This window comes from Eggerthella sp. BIOML-A4, from assembly GCF_009875575.1.
Lineage (GTDB): Bacteria > Actinomycetota > Coriobacteriia > Coriobacteriales > Eggerthellaceae > Eggerthella > Eggerthella lenta.
Map to the genome: position 1 here is coordinate 42021 of NZ_WWRX01000018.1, position 16958 is coordinate 58978.

The window sequence follows — 16958 nt, forward strand, 5'->3', positions numbered from 1 at the left end:
CCCGCGGCGGCTCCCACCGTCAAGCCCGCCCTCGTCAAGAAATCGCGGCGAGACAGCGGCGCATGCGCGCCCGTCTGCCCGTGAACCTGCTTCGTCATCGGGATCCCCCCTGTTCCTGCTTCGCGGCGGTGGCTTCTGCCTGCGAGAGCGCGTCCTCCACCGCCTGCCTGACGCCCGCCGTGGTGATGGTGGCGCCGCTGATCGCGTCGATGCCGGCGCCTTGCGCGGCCTCGATCATGGCGGCGAACCTGCCGTCGCGGATGGCCTCGTAGCCTCCGCGGCTCTGGCTCTCGCCCTCCTGCGCGGTTTCCAAACACGAGATGCGGTTGTCCTGCACGAGCAGCTTGACGGTCACGAGGCCCTCCATCCCTTTGCCCGTGCCCGTGTACACGCCGTCGGCGAGCTCGCCTTCGGCCTTCGCGCCCTGATCGGCCTGAACCTCCTGAGCCCACGGATCGTCCAGGCGCATGGCCAGCTGCTCGGCGCTGGCCGCGTCTTTCGACCCCGAACCTTCGAATCCCGCGCCGCAGCCCGTCATGCCCGCCGCCAGCACCGCGGCCCCGCATACGGCCGCTGCCGTCCTCTTCATCATCGCTCCTCCTTTTCGCATGCCCTACCGGGGGCTTTCCCAGCCGTCGGGAACCGCGTAGTCGTGACACGCGTTGCAGTACATATACGACGATCCATGCGCGCCGTGGCAGTTGCTGCAATCGATGGCCTCGCCCTGATGCGACGCATGCGGGTTCACCCCCGCCTCGCCTCCCCAATCCTCGGTGGCGGCCTTCACGTCTTCCCAATCATGGCAGCCGGCCGATGCGCACATCTTCTTGTCGGCCGTCACGCCATGGGTAGTCAGATGCCCCGTCTCGTCAGTGGCGAAATCTCCGCGCACCCACGACAGCCCTTCGGCGACCTGATCGGACAACTTCGCCTCGTGGCACTTCAAACACGTAACGTCGGCGCGCTCGTGGGCGTTCGCCATAAGCGTCGCGTCGCTGAAGTAGCCGTCCACGTAGGCGTCCATCGGATCGTGGCAAACGGCGTTGCAGAAGCTCGGCTGCTCGTGCCAAACCCAGAAACCCGCGCCCGCCGCCACGACGACCGCCGCGATCACGCCGACCACGATAGGCCAGCGCCTTCCTTTCCGCTTTCCGATCCGCTTGCTCTCCTTCATGACCCCTCCTTCTCGGTTTCGCGTCCGCTGCTCCGCGATGCCCTCGGCATCGGATCGCCCGACGCCGCCTCGGCCGAGATGCGGCCCTGCGTCCGCTTGCTCCCTCATTAGTTCATCTGCGTTCTTTTTTCGTTTCACAAATGAACTTAATGACCTGCATGCTAGCATCCTCGCAGGCAAAGAGGAAGCCGCGGTTGACGGCTTCGCGCGTTTCGTCATTGCCGTCGCGGACGCGCGCGCTTCGCCGCTTACGTCCCCCTCTTCGTTGACGAATCCCTGAAACTGTCTATTGACGCTCCGTCAACCAGGGGCGTATGCTGCGCTCATCAGGGGATCGAACGAAACACGCCGCCATGGCGGCGAACCGCAGGATCGTTCAAGCGAACGGGGCAAGGAGGGCGGCATGGCAACCTCGAACGAGAAGGCGCGCAACGCGGCATCGGCCGAGCGTCGAGCCGACATCGTGGCCGCGGCCCGCGAGCTGTACGAGGAGCAGGGGCTCTCGAAAACCTCCGTGCAGGACATCACCAACCGCATGGGCGTGGCGCGCTCGCTGTTCTACCATTACTTCCCTGACAAGGAGGCCGTCACCTCGGCCGTCCTCGACGACTACGTGGCCGACTTCATCGAGGCCACTCATTACTGGAACGCGCAACGGCACCCGGGCGACATCGAAAGCGCCCTTTCCAGCGTCGTAAAGCTCATGCGCCTCGGCGTGTTCGAGCACGACGCGTTCCGCCGCTCGCTGGCCTCGCACGAGAACGCGGCGCTTTACATCGACTTCGTGAACCGCGTGGCCGACCGCGTGGCCACGTACATCGTGGACACCACGGTGCGCGACTACGGCGCGCTGCACGAGATACGCATCGAGCACGTCTACGAGACGTTCTACGTGCTCATCTTGGGCATCGTCGGCTACCTGCGAACGCATCCGGACGTCGACGACGAGGTGCTGAAGGATCTCATCGCCCAAACGCTGCACATGGACCGCGGCGCGAACGGCGCACCCGAAAGCGGATAGAACCTGCGCAGGCGAACCCGCATGCAACGGTATCGATAATCTCATCTGAAGAAACAGCAGGCCGGAAGGCGGCCTGTGCGAAGCGTACCCTGAAGAAGGAGGGTGTCATGTTGTTCCAAGTCTACGGGGAGAACGCCCTGTACCAATGGCTCGGCTGGGCCATCGTGTTCATCGGGTTGATCCTCATCAACGAAGTGGCGCGCCGCACGAAGGCGGGCGGCGTGTTCTGCTTCATCGTGCTGCCCGTCGCGTTGACGGCGTACTTCGTCGCCATTTCCATCGGCGCCGGCATCGGCCAGCAGTGGGCGCTCGACAACCCCACGCACGTGCACATGAACAGCTGGTTCCACTACGCGAAGCTCTACGCGGCCACCATCGGGTGCATCGGCTTCATGGCCATCAAGTACTCGTGGGGCGCTATCGGCAAGGCGCACTGGTTCAAGTGCTTCCCGTTCGTCATCGTGGCCATCAACATCCTCATCGCCGTGGTCAGCGACTTCGAGAGCGCCATCCGCGCCTGGGGCACCACCTGGGTGTCCTCCGAGGGCGTCACGCTGTACGGCGGTTGGCACAACGTGTTCAACGGCGTGGCGGGCATCATCAACATCGCCTGCATGACCGGCTGGTTCGGCATCTACATTTCCAAGAAGCGCCAGGACATGCTGTGGCCGGACATGACCTGGGTGTTCATCATCGCCTACGACCTGTGGAACTTCTGCTACACCTACAACTGCCTGCCCACGCACTCCTGGTACTGCGGCCTGGCCCTGCTGCTGGCCCCCACCGTGGCGGCGTTCTTCTGGAACAAAGGCGGCTGGATCCAGAACCGCGCGTTCACACTGGCCATCTGGTGCATGTTCGCCCAGTGCGTGCCGGCGTTCCAGGACTACAGCGTGTTCAGCGTGCAGTCGGTGAACAACCCGAACGTGAACCTGGCCGTGTCCGTCATCGCGCTTCTGGCCAACATCGCCGCGTTCGCCTACATCATGTACCGCGCCAAGAAGCTCAAGGTGAACCCGTACATGAACGAGGTGTTCGCCGGCACGAAAGACTACGACAAGGCCATGGCGCGCCGCGCCACCCCCGCGGAGCTGGCGGAATCGTAAGAAACCAGAAACCGATCCATGTTTGGGAAGCGGCCCGCAAGGGCCGCTTCTTTTTCGTCCGCCGACGCGTCTCGGCTTGCTACAATGAGGTTTCGACCGTACAGTGCGCGAAGAGGAACCTATGCAGTCCATACCCCAGCTCGTCAACGACCTCGCCTTGCTGCTCGCCGTGGCGGCGGTGGCCACCATCGTCTGCCGGCGTTTCAAACAGCCGCTCGTGCTGGGGTACGTGGTGGCCGGATTCCTCGTGAGCCCCGCTATCGGCTGGATCCCCAACATCGTGGAGACGGCCGACGTGTCCACCTGGTCGCAGATCGGCGTCATCTTCCTCATGTTCGGCCTGGGACTGCAGTTCAGCGTGGTGAAGCTGACCACCGTGGGCCGTCCGGCGCTCGTCACGGCCGTCGTGGAGATGTCGCTCATGATAGCGGCAGGGTTCGCCTGCGGCACGCTGCTTGGCTGGTCGCCGTCAACCAGCCTGTTCCTCGGCGGCATGCTGGCCATCTCGTCGTCCAGCATCATCGTGAAGACGTTCGGCGAGCTGGGCCTGCGCACCAAGGCCTTCGCCCAGCTCGTGTTCGGCGTGCTGGTCATCGAGGACATCGCAGGCGTGTTCCTGCTCGTGGTGCTGTCCACGGTGGCGGTCAGCGCGTCGGTGGACGGCGGTGCGGTGGCCGTGCGTATCGGACGCATGGCGCTGTACCTCGTGGTATGGTTCGCGCTCAGCGTCATCCTCGTGCCGAGCGCCCTCAAGCGCCTGCGTTCCGAGCTCAACGACGAGATCCTGCTCATCGCGTCCATCGCGCTGTGCTTGGGGATGGTGGTTCTGGCCGACGCCATCGGGTTCTCTTCGGCGCTGGGCGCGTTCCTCGCCGGATCCATCCTGGCCGGCACCGTGCAGGCAAAGCGCGTCGACGCGCTGTTCAAGCCCATCAAGGATCTGTTCGGAGCCGTGTTCTTCGTATCGGTGGGCATGCTGGTCACACCCGCGGCCGTGACGGAGAACCTGGGAGCCATCGTCGTCATCGCCTTGGTGGCCATCATCGGACGCTCGCTGTTCTGCGGGTTGGGCGCTCTGTTGTCGGGGGCAACGCTGAAAACCTCGGTGATGAGCGGGCTCAGCCTGGCGCAGATCGGCGAGTTCTCGTTCATCATCGCCGCGCTAGGATCGGCGACGGGCGTGACTCCCGACTTCCTCTACCCCGTCATCGTCACCGTGTCGGTGGCGACGACGCTCGCCTCGCCTCTTCTGGTGAAGAATTCCGAACGCATCTACCACCTCCTCGTGCGCGTCTTGCCCGAAAGCCTGTTCGCACTGCGCCATGAGCATCTGGAGCGCGCGCAGGAAGAGGACGGCGAACCGAACTTATGGGTGGACTACCTCAAACGCTGGACGCTCAAGCTGGGGCTCGTGGTGCTGGCCGGCATCGCATCGGTGGAGGTGCTCATGAACACGGCCCTTCCTTTGCTGTCGGGTTTCGTGCCGGAGGCCGTTCTCAACCCGTTGCTTGCCGCGGTGGGCATCTTCGTGACGGGACTGTTCCTGTCGAACCTGTTCTACACGGGACGAAAGAACGAGTTCGGCGTGCTGTGGATGAAGAGCCGTCGAAACCATGTGCCGTTGGCCGTCCTGATGCTGGCGGGCGGCGCGGCGTCCTGCGGCGTGGTGGCCTACATCGTGCATGCGGCCGGCGCGCGCCAATCGGTGTGGATGTTCGTTCTGGCGGCGACGTGCTCGCTGTTGCTCGCGCGCTCGCGCACGCTGCATTCGTGGTTCCTCAAGCTGGAGACGAGCTTCGTCGGCAACCTCAACGAGTCCATCCTGGCCGAGCGCCTGGCGGAATCCGACGAGGAGGAACGCGCCGGGTGGGTGGAGGAGCGCCTGTACGTGGTGGAGGTCGAAGCGTCGCGCACGCTGCGCCGATTGGGCGCCGAGCGGTCGAGCGACTTCCTGTTCGGCATAGCGCACAACCTGGATCTCATGGCCATCGAGCGCGAGGGCGTGCGCATGGGATCGCAAGCGCTCGCGCGACTGACCAAGGAGGAGCTTGTGCGGCGCATCAACGACCCGGCCGACCCGCTGGGCATACGCGAGGGCGACGTGCTGACGTTCCTCGGCACCGAGAACGAGGTGGACGCCTACCTGCAAACCCTGCTCAAGGAGGACTCCATCGACGAGGCCGATGCCGTCAGCGCATCGTTCGACGAGTACGCGGCCGCGCACCCCGACAAGTTGGATCTCGCATGCGTGTCGCTTTCCGTGGAAGCGGGCTCGCCCTTCGCCGGCAAGACCATCGGCGCCGTCGATTTCAAGGGCTCCTTCGGCTGCCTCGTCGTCGCACACGAGCATGAGAAGCTGCTCAAGATGAAGCCGAGCCGCAACACGCGCCTGTTCCCCGATGACCGCATCTGGCTCGTGGGCGAAACGGCGGCCGCCCAAGCGCTACCGGAAAAAGACGGTGCCGCATGACCGGAGCGCGAAGATCCATGCACTTGGCAGATAGGTACAAGCGAGAAGGATTCGACATGAGCCAGCCATCCGCATTCGAACAAGTTTGTTTCGTAGCCTTTTTCGCAACCTTGCCACTCTACTCCCCGAACATGATATTCAGCCCCGACTTGGCAGGCTTCGACTTGGCCATGCCGTATTTCGTCCACTCCACGTTGGCGAGCGCCATGGTCGCCGGCATGGCAGCCGCGTGCATCGCGCTGTGCGCGAAAGAACCAAGTCGGATAACATTCCTAACTCCTCTTCGAATGACGATCGTCGCGCTTCTCTACCTGACGGGGCTTTTCCTGCTCTTCGCTTCCCTTCTTCTCCCCGGAGTTCCGGTCGAATTGTGCTCCTTGCTCGGAGGAACGCTCTGCGGAACGACGACCTTGCTCCTTTGCATCGCTTGGGGAAGCGTATTCTCCACCCTCACGTTCCGGGAAGCCCTCATTCGCCTGAGCGTCCTGCTGGCCATCTGCGCGCTCATCAATACGGGATTCGTTTACATGGGTCCCGAAACCGGGGTCGCGAGCTTTCTTCTGCTCAGCATTCTCGGACTCGTGCCCCTGCTGATCCGCTCTACGCACGGCGAGTTCGTTCGCCTGCTGAACGTGCAACGCGATGCGAAAAGCCAAGATTCCACCGTGTTCCACTCCTTCTTCTCGGTCGCCCTCGGTCCGTTCGTGGGTTTTTTGCTGTTCGCCTTGACGATGGCGGTACGCAAGATCGCGGTTTTCGGCAACATGTACGCCGAAAGCATCGGCACGATCCTCGCCGTCGTCTCGGTTCTGCCTTTATGGCTTAGGAAGTCGGACAAGCCTCTTTTGCCGTTCGTGTTCCAAATATACCTGCCCATCTTCGCCGCCATATTGTTGTTTCTCAGCAGCTTCCCCACAGGTCATGCGGTGCACAGCATCGGCATGATCGGCATTTACGTGTTCTTCGGCGCTATAGGGGTGCTTGCGCTGGCCTCGTTCTGCGCGATCGCGCACGCGCAAGAGTTCTCGGTGCCTCTGATCTTCGGTAGCTCGATCTCCGCTTTTTGCTTGGTTTCGATCATCGGCTTGCATTTCGGCGATCTTGCGGGCATCAGCGGGAACGAGGAAGCAGTATTGCTTGCGCTTTCCACCCTGTACTTCATCTCGTTGGTTCTGGTGCCCAATATACGCTCGTGGAAAACAATGTACCTCCCTTCGCAGCAGGCGAACAAGCCGAACCTGCTGTCGGACTTGGAAACATGCTGCAATCGGGTTGCCGACAAGGGCGGCCTGTCGAAACGCGAGAGAGAGGTGCTCTTGTTCCTAGGGCGCGGCTACTCCCCCGCCTACGTCGCAAAGAAGATGTTCTTGTCCGACTCCACCGTCCGCTCCCATATCAAGAGCATCTACAAAAAGCTGGACATCCACTCGCGCGAGGACCTTCTGCAGCTTATAGAAAACGAGAACGAGCCGTCTTCGATGACGGATTTCTAAAACCGGAGACTCGTCGCCCAAGCAGCTTCGCTCCGGCGAACCGGCGAACGCCATAAGCGTTTCACCTCGTGTTTTGCGTAATTCCCCAAAAACCGCGATGCTTTCCAGGCGCTTTGCAAGGACTCTTTTCCCAATTCCCTCAATATCGCGATTCCGAAAAAGAAGCGGTTTGCGTAGTCTTTGCCTTGCTGCCCGGCTTGAAGGCAAACCGACCGGCAGCATCTTTCGTGTTAGCTGTTGAGATGAACGGAGAGAGGGATGGATAGGCGTAGTTTCATCAAAGGCGCAGCGCTTGCTGGCGTAGGAACCGTAGGAGCGGGTTTCTTGGCGGCGTGCTCGCCGAACGGAAAAACGGACAGCGACAAGTCCGATGAGAAGAACGTATCCGACGGCAGCGCGACGGAGGGCGCAATCTCTTGGCGGACGCCGCAAGATTACTCCGCGCAAGCAAGCGAAGCCGGTGATTACGATGCGGTCGTGGTGGGCCATGGGTACGCGGGCGTAACCTCGTGCCGAGAGCTGTCCGAGCAGGGTTACCGGGTCGCCCTTCTCGAGTTCCAACCCGAAGAAACGTACATGGCAACGGGCAACGAGAGCTGTGGCGTCAACTCGAACCTTGTCAACAAGATCACCGAAGGCAACCAGTACCATGATGTCGACCCGGTCGAGTACTACCAGAATTGGATGACCATGATCGGCAACCAGGGCAACCCCGGGCTCATCATGAGGTACTGCCAGAACATGGGCGATAACATCGATTGGTACTACGACAGCCTGACCGATTCGGACATCGCCACCTTGAGCCATAGCGGATCCCCCGCAGCAGGCGAAACATGGCCGCACCTGCTGCCCAATATCGGACCCATCAAGTTCTACCCCGGCGTCATATCCGCATATGCGGAAGAGTGTAATCAGACCAAGATCCAGGGATACAACCGCGAAAAGGCGAAAGCCGCAGGAGCGGAGTTCTTCTTCAACACGCGGGGACTGCAGATCCTGCAGGACAATGGCAAGGTGTCCGGCGTCATCGCCGAGAACCGGGCCGACGGGTCGTACCTCAAGTTCAGCTGCAAGGCCGTGGTGGTGGCCACGGGCGGCTTCGCCTACAACGAGGAAATGCTCAACGACCTGATGCCCGACATCAAGAACAACATGATCGAGGGAGAAGCTTGGAAAGATGCCTTCGGCAATGAAAGGTTCGTCGGGGACGCCTCGAATTGGCAGTATCAAGGCGACGGCATCAAGATGGCTCATTGGGCGGGAGCTCATTTGGAGAGCATCATCCCCGGCATGAACGCCAAGCACATCCAAGCACCCACTTCTATGAACAACTTCCCTCAAGCTGTATGGGTCCGCTCCGATGGCAAGCGCTTCATGAACGAGTTCTACCCCGTTGTCGAGCAGCGCGGCGTGCCGAACGTGTATCTGCCCCGAGAGCCCATCTCCTGCGTGTTCGATTCGAACTTCCCCGAGTACCGCCAGTACACCGTGCCGCAACACGGCATGTTCAGCCCGACAACGTCCGCGATCGAAGAGCTAAAAACAGGCATGGACAAGGCTTATCAGAAGTTCAAGGGAACCTGGGTCGAGCCCGAATCCTCCAAGGAGGACAACCAGGCTGGAGCGATGTTCGCAGCACCGGAATTCATCGCGGACGACACGCTGGAGGGCCTGGCGAAGCAGCTCGGGCTCGAAGGCGATGCTGTCGAGACGTTCGTCGCGGAAATCGAGAAGTACAACAAGTTCTGCGAATACGGCATCGACGAGGATTTCGGTCGCTACGCGGAAGTGCTCTTCCCCGTCAAGGATGGTCCGTTCTACGCGCTCGCGGGCAATCCGGGACTTGGCGAGATCATGAGCACCTGCGGCGGAATCATCACCAACGCAGAGCAGAACGCCCTCGATGCCAACTTCGAGCCGATTCCCGGCCTGTACGTTTCCGGCAACGATTGCGGTCGTCGTTTCGGCGTGGAATACATCACCCCCACGCCCGGCGTAAGCCTCGGCATGGCCATCGTGTTGGGCCGCGAAGCGGGCAAGAGCGTTGCCAAGTACCTTGAGACGGTCTAGCTGCTCCCAACAGAGCCGGCACATCGCGCGACCTGTTTTGCAGCATACAGTTTGAAACAAGCTGTCCAAGCTTTCAAAAAGGGCTCCGTCAACAAGATGGAGCCCTTTTCGCACCCTCTCACTGAAGGTTTCGCGTCCCGTCGCACTCGCAACTCGACGCCGAACGCGAAAGGGCCCGCAGCGCGATGCTGCGGGCCCTTCGATCATGCGAGGTCTCGGACGGAGGCTACTTGTCGCGGCCGTCGCCCATCTTCTCGGCCAGGGCGGCCTGACCGGCGGCCAGACGGGCCAGCGGCACGCGGTACGGGGAGCAGCTGACGTAGTCGAGGCCGATCGTGTGGAACGTCTTCACGGAATCGGGATCGCCGCCGTGCTCGCCGCACACGCCGCAGACGAGGTCGGGGTTGCCCTTGTGGCCCAGCTCGACGCCCATCTCCACGAGCTTCGCCACGCCCGGATCGATGGTGGCGAAGGGGTTGTAGGGCAGCAGGCGCTCGGCCAGGTACTGCGGGACGAACTCGGCCTCCACGTCGTCGCGGCTGAAGCCGAACGTCGTCTGGGTCAGGTCGTTCGTGCCGAAGCTGAAGAAGTCGGCAACCGCGCCGATTTCGTCGGCCGTGACGGCAGCGCGCGGCAGCTCGATCATCGTGCCCACGGGGATGTCAAGCTCGACGCCCTGCTCGGCGGCGACTTCGGCGATAGTGTCCTCGGCGACCTTGCGCAGCTTCTCGAGCTCGGCCACCACGGACACGAGCGGGATCATGATCTCGGGCTTCGGGTTCAAGCCCTCTTTCTGCAGCTCGGCGCAGGCGGTGGCGATGGCGCGCACCTGCATGACCGGCAGGATGGGGTACACGATGCCCAGGCGGCAGCCGCGCAGGCCCAGCATCGGGTTCGCCTCGCTCATGCCGTCGATCTGCTCCATGAGCATGCGCTTCTCGGCGATGAGCGCCTTATCGCCGCCCGCGGCCTCGAGCTTGGCGATCTCCACGTCGAGCGCGCGGGGGCTCTCCAGGAACTCGTGCAGCGGCGGGTCGAGCAGGCGCACGATGACCGGCAGCCCGTCCATGGCGCGGAACATGCCCAGGAAGTCGCCCGTCTGGGCAGCCAAGAGCTCGCCCACGGCCTTCTCGCGCACGGCCGGATCCTCGTTGAGGATGAAGGTCTGGATGATCTGCTTGCGGTCGCCCAGGAACATGTGCTCGGTGCGGCACAGTCCGATGCCCTCGGCGCCGAAGCCGCGGGACAGCTCGGCGTCCTCGGGGTTGTCGGCGTTGGCGCGCACGCCCAGCGTGCGGAACTCGTCGGCCCACTCGAGGATGGTGTCGAGGTCGCCCGTCATCTCGGGCAGCACGAGCTCGACCGCGCCCAGCACCACGGAGCCGGTGGTGCCGTCGATGGAGATCATGTCGCCTTCCTTGATGACGATGTCGGTGCCCACGACGCTGGCCTGCTTCTTCTCGGCGTCGATGCGCAGCGCCTCCACGCCGCAGACGCACGGGGCGCCCATGCCGCGGGCGATGACGGCCGCGTGCGACGTCTTGCCGCCGTGCGAGGTGAGGATGCCCTCGGCGGCGATCATGCCGGCGAGGTCGTCGGGGTTCGTCTCCCAGCGCACGAGCACGCACTTGCGGCCCGCCTCGGCCACGGCCACCGCGTCGGCGGCGGAGAACACGGCTTCGCCCACGGCGGCGCCGGGGGAGGCGTTCAGGCCCTTGGCGACAACGTCGTAGGAGGCGTTCTTGTCGAACTGCGGGTGCAACAGCTGGTCGAGCTGCTCGGGATCGACGCGCATGACGGCCTCCTCCTTCGAGATGAGGCCCTCCTTCTCCATCTCGATGGCGATGTGCAGCGCGGCGGCGGCGGTACGCTTGCCCACGCGGGTCTGCAGCATCCACAGCTTGCCCTGCTCGATGGTGAACTCGATGTCGCACATGTCGCGGAAGTGGTTCTCGAGGGTGACGAACACCTCTTCGAGCTCGCGGCCGGCCTCTTCCAGACCGTCCACGTCCTTGAGCTCGGCGATCGGCGAGGTGTTGCGGATGCCGGCCACGACGTCCTCGCCCTGGGCGTTCACCAGGTAGTCGCCGTAGAACTCCTTCTCGCCGTTGGCGGGGTTGCGCGTGAACGCGACGCCCGTGGCAGAGGTGTTGCCCTTGTTGCCGAACACCATGGACTGCACGTTGACGGCGGTGCCCAGATCGTCGGCGATCTTGTTCTGCTTGCGGTACAGCGTGGCGCGCGGGTTGTTCCAGCTGCCGAAGACGGCCTCGATGGCCAGCTGCAGCTGCACGCTGGGATCCTGCGGGAACTGCACGGCACCGTCCACGACGAGGCTCGGATACGCCGCTGCATCCACGTTCTCGGCGAAGATCTGCTTGAACTCGGCCACGAGCTCCTGCAGGTCCTCGGCGGTGAGATCGGTGTCGGACGCCGCGCCGCGAGCGTGCTTCATAGCCGTGATGGCGTTCTCGAACAGGTCGCCGTCGAGGTTCATGACCACGTTGGAGAACATCTGGATGAAGCGACGGTAGGAATCCCAGGCGAAGCGCGGGTTATCGGTCTGCTTGATCAACCCGTTGATGGACTGATCGTTCAGGCCGAGGTTGAGGACGGTGTCCATCATGCCCGGCATGGACATGGGGGCGCCGGAACGCACGGACACGAGCAGCGGGTCCTCCGCATCGCCGATCTTCTTGCCCATGCGGGCTTCGAGATCCTCGCGATACTCCTGGATGGTGCCGAGCGCGCCTTCGGGCCACGCGTTGCCCGCATTGGCGTACTCCATGCAGGTCTGGCACGTGATGGTGAATCCGGGAGGCACGGGCAGCCCGATGTTGGCCATCTCGGCGAGGTTCGCGCCCTTGCCGCCGAGGATCGCCTTCATGCTGGTGTTGCCCTCAGTTACGTTGTTGCCCTGCGCGTCCTTGCCGAACGCATACACTCGCTTGACTTCTTCAGTCACCTTTTTCTCCTTAACCCGACGTACCGACTTTACCTACCTATACATTGGGAACCCTAGTCTCAGGCTGACCCTATCATATCAGCTGATGGAGGATGGGCTCGCTCATAGTAGCGCAAAATTTCCTGCGCCGTTTCCTCAACGGCACGATTTTCGGTGTGGATGACAATACAGCCCAGTTTGCGCATGAGCGCGCGGGCGTCCTCCAAGTCCCGGTACACGTATTCGGGATCGGCATAGCGCGAAGCGACGGCACTCGCGCGCCCCAAACGGCGCTGCCGAATGCCGATGAGCACCTCGGGCGTCGTCATCAATCCGAACAGCCGCGTGCGGTCGACCTGCTCGAGCTCCGCCGGAGGCTCGGTGGTGGGATCGAGGGGGATGTTCGCCACTTTGTAGCCCTGCTGCGACAGGTAGATGGACGTGGGCGTCTTCGACGAGCGCGACACGCCCAGAAGCACGATGTCGGCCTGGTGGAGCTCCTGCGGGTTGCGGCCGTCGTCGTGGGCGATGGTGAACTCGATGGCCTCGATGCGCCGGAAGTAGTACTGGTCGGCAACGTGCAGGCCGCCCGGCTTCGTGGACGGCTGCTTGCCCGTCATGTGCGCGATGGCGCCGATGGCGTCCGTCACGAGGTCGACCGCCACGATGTCATCGCGACCGCCGGCGTATTCGGCCAGTTGGCGCGAGAGGTCGCGGTCGACGAGCGTGTAGAACACGAGCATGCGCCCATCGCCGGTGTTGCGCTTGTGCACGGCGCTGTGCTCGTCGATGAACTCCTTGATCTCCTCGAACGTGCGCACCTTCGGCAGCACCTCGATGACGGGGTTCGTGACGCCGAACTGGGCGGCGGCCGCACGGGCCACCGCCTGGGCCGTCAGACCCACCGAGTCGCTGATCACGTGGATCGTGGGCAACTCGGTGGAGCTTCCGTAGGCGATGAATTCGTCCATGGGCTACTTCGCGCCCTTGGCCATCTTGCCGAAGTCGGCCACATGGGCGAACACGGCGACGAAACGGTTGAGCAGGCGCAGGCGGTTCTCGCGCAGGGCGAGGTCGTCGTCCATGATGAGCACGTCCTCGAAGAACGCGTCGATGGGCGCGCGCAGCGCCGCGAGGGCGGCGAGGGCGGCACCGAAATGATCGACAGCGAGAGCCTCCTTCACGCAAGCAGCAGCCTCGTCGGTGGCGGCCAGAAGCGCGCGCTCGGCGTCGGATAGCAGCGCTTCGTCTACCTCGACGCCCAGATCGGCGTCGCGCAGGTTGTTCGCACGGGCGTAGGCCGTGGCCAAATCGTCGAACGCTTCGGGAGCACCCAAACGCTCCGCCTCAAGCACATAAGTGCGGGCGATGATCTGCGCAGGCTCCTCCACGCCGGTTGCCAACACGGCGTCCATAGTGTCATGAGAGCAGCCGCCGTCGCGCAGCATGACCTTCGTGCGCGTCACGAAGAAGTCGGCCACCTCGGCGCGGATCGCATCGCGGTCGAAGTCGATTCCGGCATCCTGGTAGGTGCCGAGCGCCGCATCGATGGCGGCGGCCAACGACACGGGCAGGCCCGCTTCCAACATGGCCACGATGCCGATGGCGCTGCGGCGCAACGCGAACGGATCGGACGAGCCGGTGGGACCCTGGCCCACGGCGAACAGGCCGCAGACGGTGTCCAGCTTGTCGGCCATGGCCACGATCCGTCCCACGTCCGACGCGGGAGGCTCGTCGCCGGAGAAGCGCGGGCGATAATGGTCGGCGATGGCGCGGGCCACCTGGTCGCTCTCGCCGCAGGCGGCGGCGTAGTAGGAGCCCATGACGCCCTGCACGCTGGTGAACTCCACCACGGCGTTCGTCACGAGGTCGGCCTTCGCCAGGTACGCGGCGCGCTCGGCGTCGGCGGCGTCCGCCTCGCTCAGCTGCGCGTCGGCGGCCAGATGCTTCGCCAGGGCCACGATGCGGTCGGCCTTCTCCTTCATGGTGCCCAGCGTCTCCTGGAACACCACCTCGTCCAGGCGGTCGACGTACGTCTCCAGCGGATGCTTGAGATCCTCCTCGTAGAAGAACTTCGCGTCGGACAGGCGGGCGCGCACCACGCGCTCGTTGCCGCCCGTGATGGTGTCGGCGTGCGCCGGGTCGCCGTTCGACACGACGATGAAGTTGTTGGTCAGCTTGCCGTCCGCGTCGTACAGCGGGAAGTAACGCTGGTGCATGAGCATGGCGTCGACGATGATCTCCTCGGGGACGCGCAGAAACTCCTCGTCGAACGTGCCCACCAGCACCGTGGGCTGCTCGCAGAGGTTCACGACCTCCAAAAGCGTCTTCTCGGGAAGCTCGGCGCGGGCGCCCGTGCGCTGCTCGGCCTGCGCCACGCCCTCGCGGATGACCGCCTCGCGCGCCTGCTCGCTCGACACCACGTGCGCAGCCTCGACGACGCCCAGCAGATCGGCGGCCGTGGCCACCTCGTGCGGCCCGGGAGCTAGGAAGCGATGGCCGCGCGTGAGGTTGCCGGCCGTAAGGCCCGCGAACCGCACGGGGATCACGCGCTCGTCCAACAACGCCACGAGCCAGCGCACCGGCCGCGAGAAGTACTCGCTCGTGGTGCCCCAGCGGCACGACTTCGGCCACGAGATGCCCGTGATCACGCCTTCCAGCACGCCGGGCAGCAGCTCGGCCACGTCGCGGGCGGCGATGCTCTTCGTGGCGAACACATACTCCACGCCGTTCTCCTCGCGGCGTTCGAGCGCGTCCACGTCCACGCCCTTACCGCGCGCGAAGCCCGTGGCGGCCTTCGTCGGGTTGCCGTCGGCGTCGAAGGCGATCTTGGCGGACGGGCCGCGGAACACCTCTTCGAGCGCCTCGGTCTCGTCGGCCACATCGGCCACGATGGCGATGAGCCGGCGCGGCGTGGTGTAGACGGCCACGTCGCCGTGCGGGATGCGCACCGCGTCCAGGGCCTCGGGCACCAGCTTCTCCAGCTGGAGGGTCGCGCGGTGCAGGTCGAACGCCGGAATCTCCTCGGTGCCGATCTCGAACGCAAGCGTATGCAGGCTGCTCATCGTCCGGCCTCCTTCCCTGCTTCGTCGTCCTCGGCGGGCTTGATGCCCACCACGTGCTCCATGTACGAGGCGCACACCGCCTTGGCGATGGTGCGCACGCGCAGGATGTAGGCCATGCGCTCGGTGGCCGATATCACGCCGCGCGCGTCCAGCAGGTTGAACGCGTGGCAGCACTTCAGCACGCTGTCGTAGGCCGGCAGCGGCAGGCCCGCCTCCAGCGTGCGCAGGCACTCGGCCTCGCGGTCGTTGAACTCCTGGAACAGGAAATCGGTGTCGGCCACCTCGAAGTTGTAGCGCGAGTACTGGCGCTCGTTCTCCAGGTACACGTCGCCGTAGGTGAAGTTCACGCCGTCGGCGCCGCGGCTCCACACGATGTCGAACATGCTGTCCACGCCCTGGATGTACATCGTCAGGCGCTCCAGGCCGTAGGCGATCTCCACCGGCACGGGGTTGCACTCGAAGCCGCCCACCTGCTGGAAGTAGGTGAACTGCGTCACTTCCATGCCGTCGATCCACACTTCCCAGCCCAGCCCCCAGGCGCCCAGCGTGGGGCTTTCCCAGTCGTCCTCGACGAAGCGCACGTCGTGCGCGTCCACGTCGATGCCGATGGCGCGCAACGACCCCAGGTACAGCTCCTGGATGTTGTCGGGCGAGGGCTTCATGAGCACCTGGAACTGGAAGTAGTGCTGGGTGCGGTTCGGGTTCTCGCCGTAGCGGCCGTCCGTCGGACGGCGGCTGCCCTGCACGTAGCAGGTGCGCCACGTGTCGGGGCCAAGCGAGCGCAGCGTGGTGGCCGGGGCGTTGGTGCCGGCGCCCACCTCGTTGTCGTAGGGCTGCAAGACGACGCAGCCCTGGTCCCCCCAGTATCGCTGGAGGTTCATGATGACGTCCTGGAACGTCGGAGGGAGCTGCGCTGCAGCCCCCTGCTCCGCAGCGGCGGATGCATGTTCGGTTGACATGGTTCTCCTTGTCTCGATCAAACCCGTACCCCCTCGGCCGCGTGCGCTAGTCGAGTAGGCTGAAATCGTTGAGCGGCCAGTACACCAAAGCGCCCCTTCCCGTCACCGAGGAGACGGGTATGGCTCCGAAGAATCGAGAATCCTGCGAATTCGTGCGGTTGTCCCCCATCATCCACAGATAGCCCTCGGGCACCGTGTAGGGATAGGAGACGTCGCTGGCCAGCGTGTAGGAGGGCAAACCGCGGGTGTACGGTTCGGACAGCGCCACGCCGTCCACGTACACAAGGCCGTCCTCGTCGTTGATGTCCACGGTCTGCCCGCCCACGGCGATGCAGCGCTTGATGAGCACGCGCCCGGGGATCTCGGGGTCCTGGAACGTCACGATATCGCCCGGCTCGGGGTCGCGGAAGTAGTAGCTCACCTTCTCGGAGAACACCATGTCCCCCACCATGATGGTCTCCTCCATGGAGCCCGAGGGGATCTCGTAAGCCTGGAACACGTACGTGCGCAGCACCCACGACAGCCCGAATACGAAGGCCACCATGACCAGCAGGCTGAGGAAGGTTCTGAGTATGCCCGGGCTCTGGCGGTCGGCGTGCTGTCCGGAATCCATGTAGTCTGTCTATCCTTTCGAAGCGGGCGCTCGGCGCCCGAAC

Annotated in this window: 13 protein-coding genes; 5 read left to right on the forward strand and 8 right to left on the reverse strand. The window is 64.0% G+C overall.

The window, feature by feature from the left end; all coding sequences use genetic code 11:
- The 3 genes from GT613_RS15795 to GT613_RS13930 all read right to left on the reverse strand — a co-directional run.
- Window positions 1-98: twin-arginine translocation signal domain-containing protein (locus GT613_RS15795; RefSeq protein WP_370516131.1), on the reverse strand; the 98-nt coding region annotated here is incomplete at its 3' end.
- Window positions 95-592, reverse strand: a complete 498-nt coding sequence (locus GT613_RS13925) for an FMN-binding protein (protein ID WP_035578295.1) — start codon at window positions 590-592, stop codon at window positions 95-97. The genes GT613_RS15795 and GT613_RS13925, both read right to left, overlap by 4 nt.
- Window positions 593-613: 21 nt before the next feature.
- Window positions 614-1174 carry a cytochrome c3 family protein gene (locus tag GT613_RS13930; protein ID WP_009304475.1) on the reverse strand — a complete coding sequence of 187 codons (561 nt, stop codon included), beginning with the start codon at window positions 1172-1174 and terminating at the stop codon, window positions 614-616.
- A gap of 403 nt (window positions 1175-1577) precedes the next feature.
- Here GT613_RS13930 and GT613_RS13935 point away from each other — a divergent pair, with 403 nt between their 5' ends.
- The 5 genes from GT613_RS13935 (at window position 1578) to GT613_RS13955 (ending at window position 9334) form a co-directional block, all read left to right on the forward strand.
- Window positions 1578-2195, forward strand: coding sequence for a TetR/AcrR family transcriptional regulator (locus tag GT613_RS13935; protein ID WP_009304476.1), 618 nt, complete (start codon window positions 1578-1580; stop codon window positions 2193-2195).
- 107 nt (window positions 2196-2302) lie between these two features.
- Window positions 2303-3301, forward strand: coding sequence for a DUF5692 family protein (locus tag GT613_RS13940; RefSeq protein ID WP_009304477.1), 999 nt, complete (start codon window positions 2303-2305; stop codon window positions 3299-3301).
- 121 nt (window positions 3302-3422) lie between these two features.
- Window positions 3423-5771 (forward strand): cation:proton antiporter, encoded by a 2349-nt coding sequence (locus tag GT613_RS13945; RefSeq protein ID WP_009304478.1) that lies wholly within the window; start codon window positions 3423-3425, stop codon window positions 5769-5771.
- Window positions 5772-6181: 410 nt separating this feature from the next.
- Window positions 6182-7264 (forward strand): response regulator transcription factor, encoded by a 1083-nt coding sequence (locus GT613_RS13950; RefSeq protein WP_227100869.1) that lies wholly within the window; start codon window positions 6182-6184, stop codon window positions 7262-7264.
- Between the two features lie 258 nt (window positions 7265-7522).
- A complete protein-coding gene (locus GT613_RS13955; RefSeq protein ID WP_009304480.1) occupies window positions 7523-9334 on the forward strand; it encodes an FAD-dependent oxidoreductase in 1812 nt (603 codons plus the stop codon).
- A gap of 226 nt (window positions 9335-9560) precedes the next feature.
- Here the strand turns inward: GT613_RS13955 and ppdK are convergent, their stop codons facing one another.
- From ppdK to lepB, 5 genes are read right to left on the reverse strand one after another with little or no spacing between them, the layout of a single operon-like run.
- On the reverse strand, window positions 9561-12299 hold the full coding sequence (gene ppdK / locus GT613_RS13960) for a pyruvate, phosphate dikinase (protein WP_009609124.1): 2739 nt from the start codon (window positions 12297-12299) through the stop codon (window positions 9561-9563).
- 59 nt (window positions 12300-12358) lie between these two features.
- The gene (locus GT613_RS13965) at window positions 12359-13249 is read right to left on the reverse strand and encodes a pyruvate, water dikinase regulatory protein (protein ID WP_009304482.1); all 891 of its coding nucleotides are present in this window, start codon (window positions 13247-13249) and stop codon (window positions 12359-12361) included.
- 3 nt (window positions 13250-13252) lie between these two features.
- Entirely contained in the window at window positions 13253-15343 is a 2091-nt protein-coding gene (gene glyS / locus GT613_RS13970) for a glycine--tRNA ligase subunit beta (RefSeq protein WP_161172679.1), read from the reverse strand.
- Entirely contained in the window at window positions 15340-16302 is a 963-nt protein-coding gene (locus GT613_RS13975; RefSeq protein WP_009304484.1) for a glycine--tRNA ligase subunit alpha, read from the reverse strand. Before GT613_RS13975 ends, glyS begins: the two co-directional genes overlap by 4 nt.
- Window positions 16303-16348: 46 nt before the next feature.
- Entirely contained in the window at window positions 16349-16915 is a 567-nt protein-coding gene (gene lepB / locus GT613_RS13980) for a signal peptidase I (RefSeq protein ID WP_009304485.1), read from the reverse strand.
- Between the last annotated feature and the right edge of the window lie 43 nt (window positions 16916-16958).

Bases quoted from the DNA above. Each gene is read 5' to 3' on its own strand.
- GT613_RS13935 (WP_009304476.1), top strand. From the start codon at position 1,578: ATGGCAACCTCGAACGAGAAGGCGCGCAACGCGGCATCGGCCGAGCGT.
- lepB (WP_009304485.1), bottom strand. From the start codon at position 16,915: ATGGATTCCGGACAGCACGCCGACCGCCAGAGCCCGGGCATACTCAGA.
- GT613_RS13955 (WP_009304480.1), top strand. From the start codon at position 7,523: ATGGATAGGCGTAGTTTCATCAAAGGCGCAGCGCTTGCTGGCGTAGGA.
- GT613_RS13965 (WP_009304482.1), bottom strand. From the start codon at position 13,249: ATGGACGAATTCATCGCCTACGGAAGCTCCACCGAGTTGCCCACGATC.
- GT613_RS13940 (WP_009304477.1), top strand. From the start codon at position 2,303: ATGTTGTTCCAAGTCTACGGGGAGAACGCCCTGTACCAATGGCTCGGC.
- GT613_RS13945 (WP_009304478.1), top strand. From the start codon at position 3,423: ATGCAGTCCATACCCCAGCTCGTCAACGACCTCGCCTTGCTGCTCGCC.
- GT613_RS13930 (WP_009304475.1), bottom strand. From the start codon at position 1,174: ATGAAGGAGAGCAAGCGGATCGGAAAGCGGAAAGGAAGGCGCTGGCCT.
- GT613_RS13975 (WP_009304484.1), bottom strand. From the start codon at position 16,302: ATGTCAACCGAACATGCATCCGCCGCTGCGGAGCAGGGGGCTGCAGCG.
- glyS (WP_161172679.1), bottom strand. From the start codon at position 15,343: ATGAGCAGCCTGCATACGCTTGCGTTCGAGATCGGCACCGAGGAGATT.
- GT613_RS13925 (WP_035578295.1), bottom strand. From the start codon at position 592: ATGATGAAGAGGACGGCAGCGGCCGTATGCGGGGCCGCGGTGCTGGCG.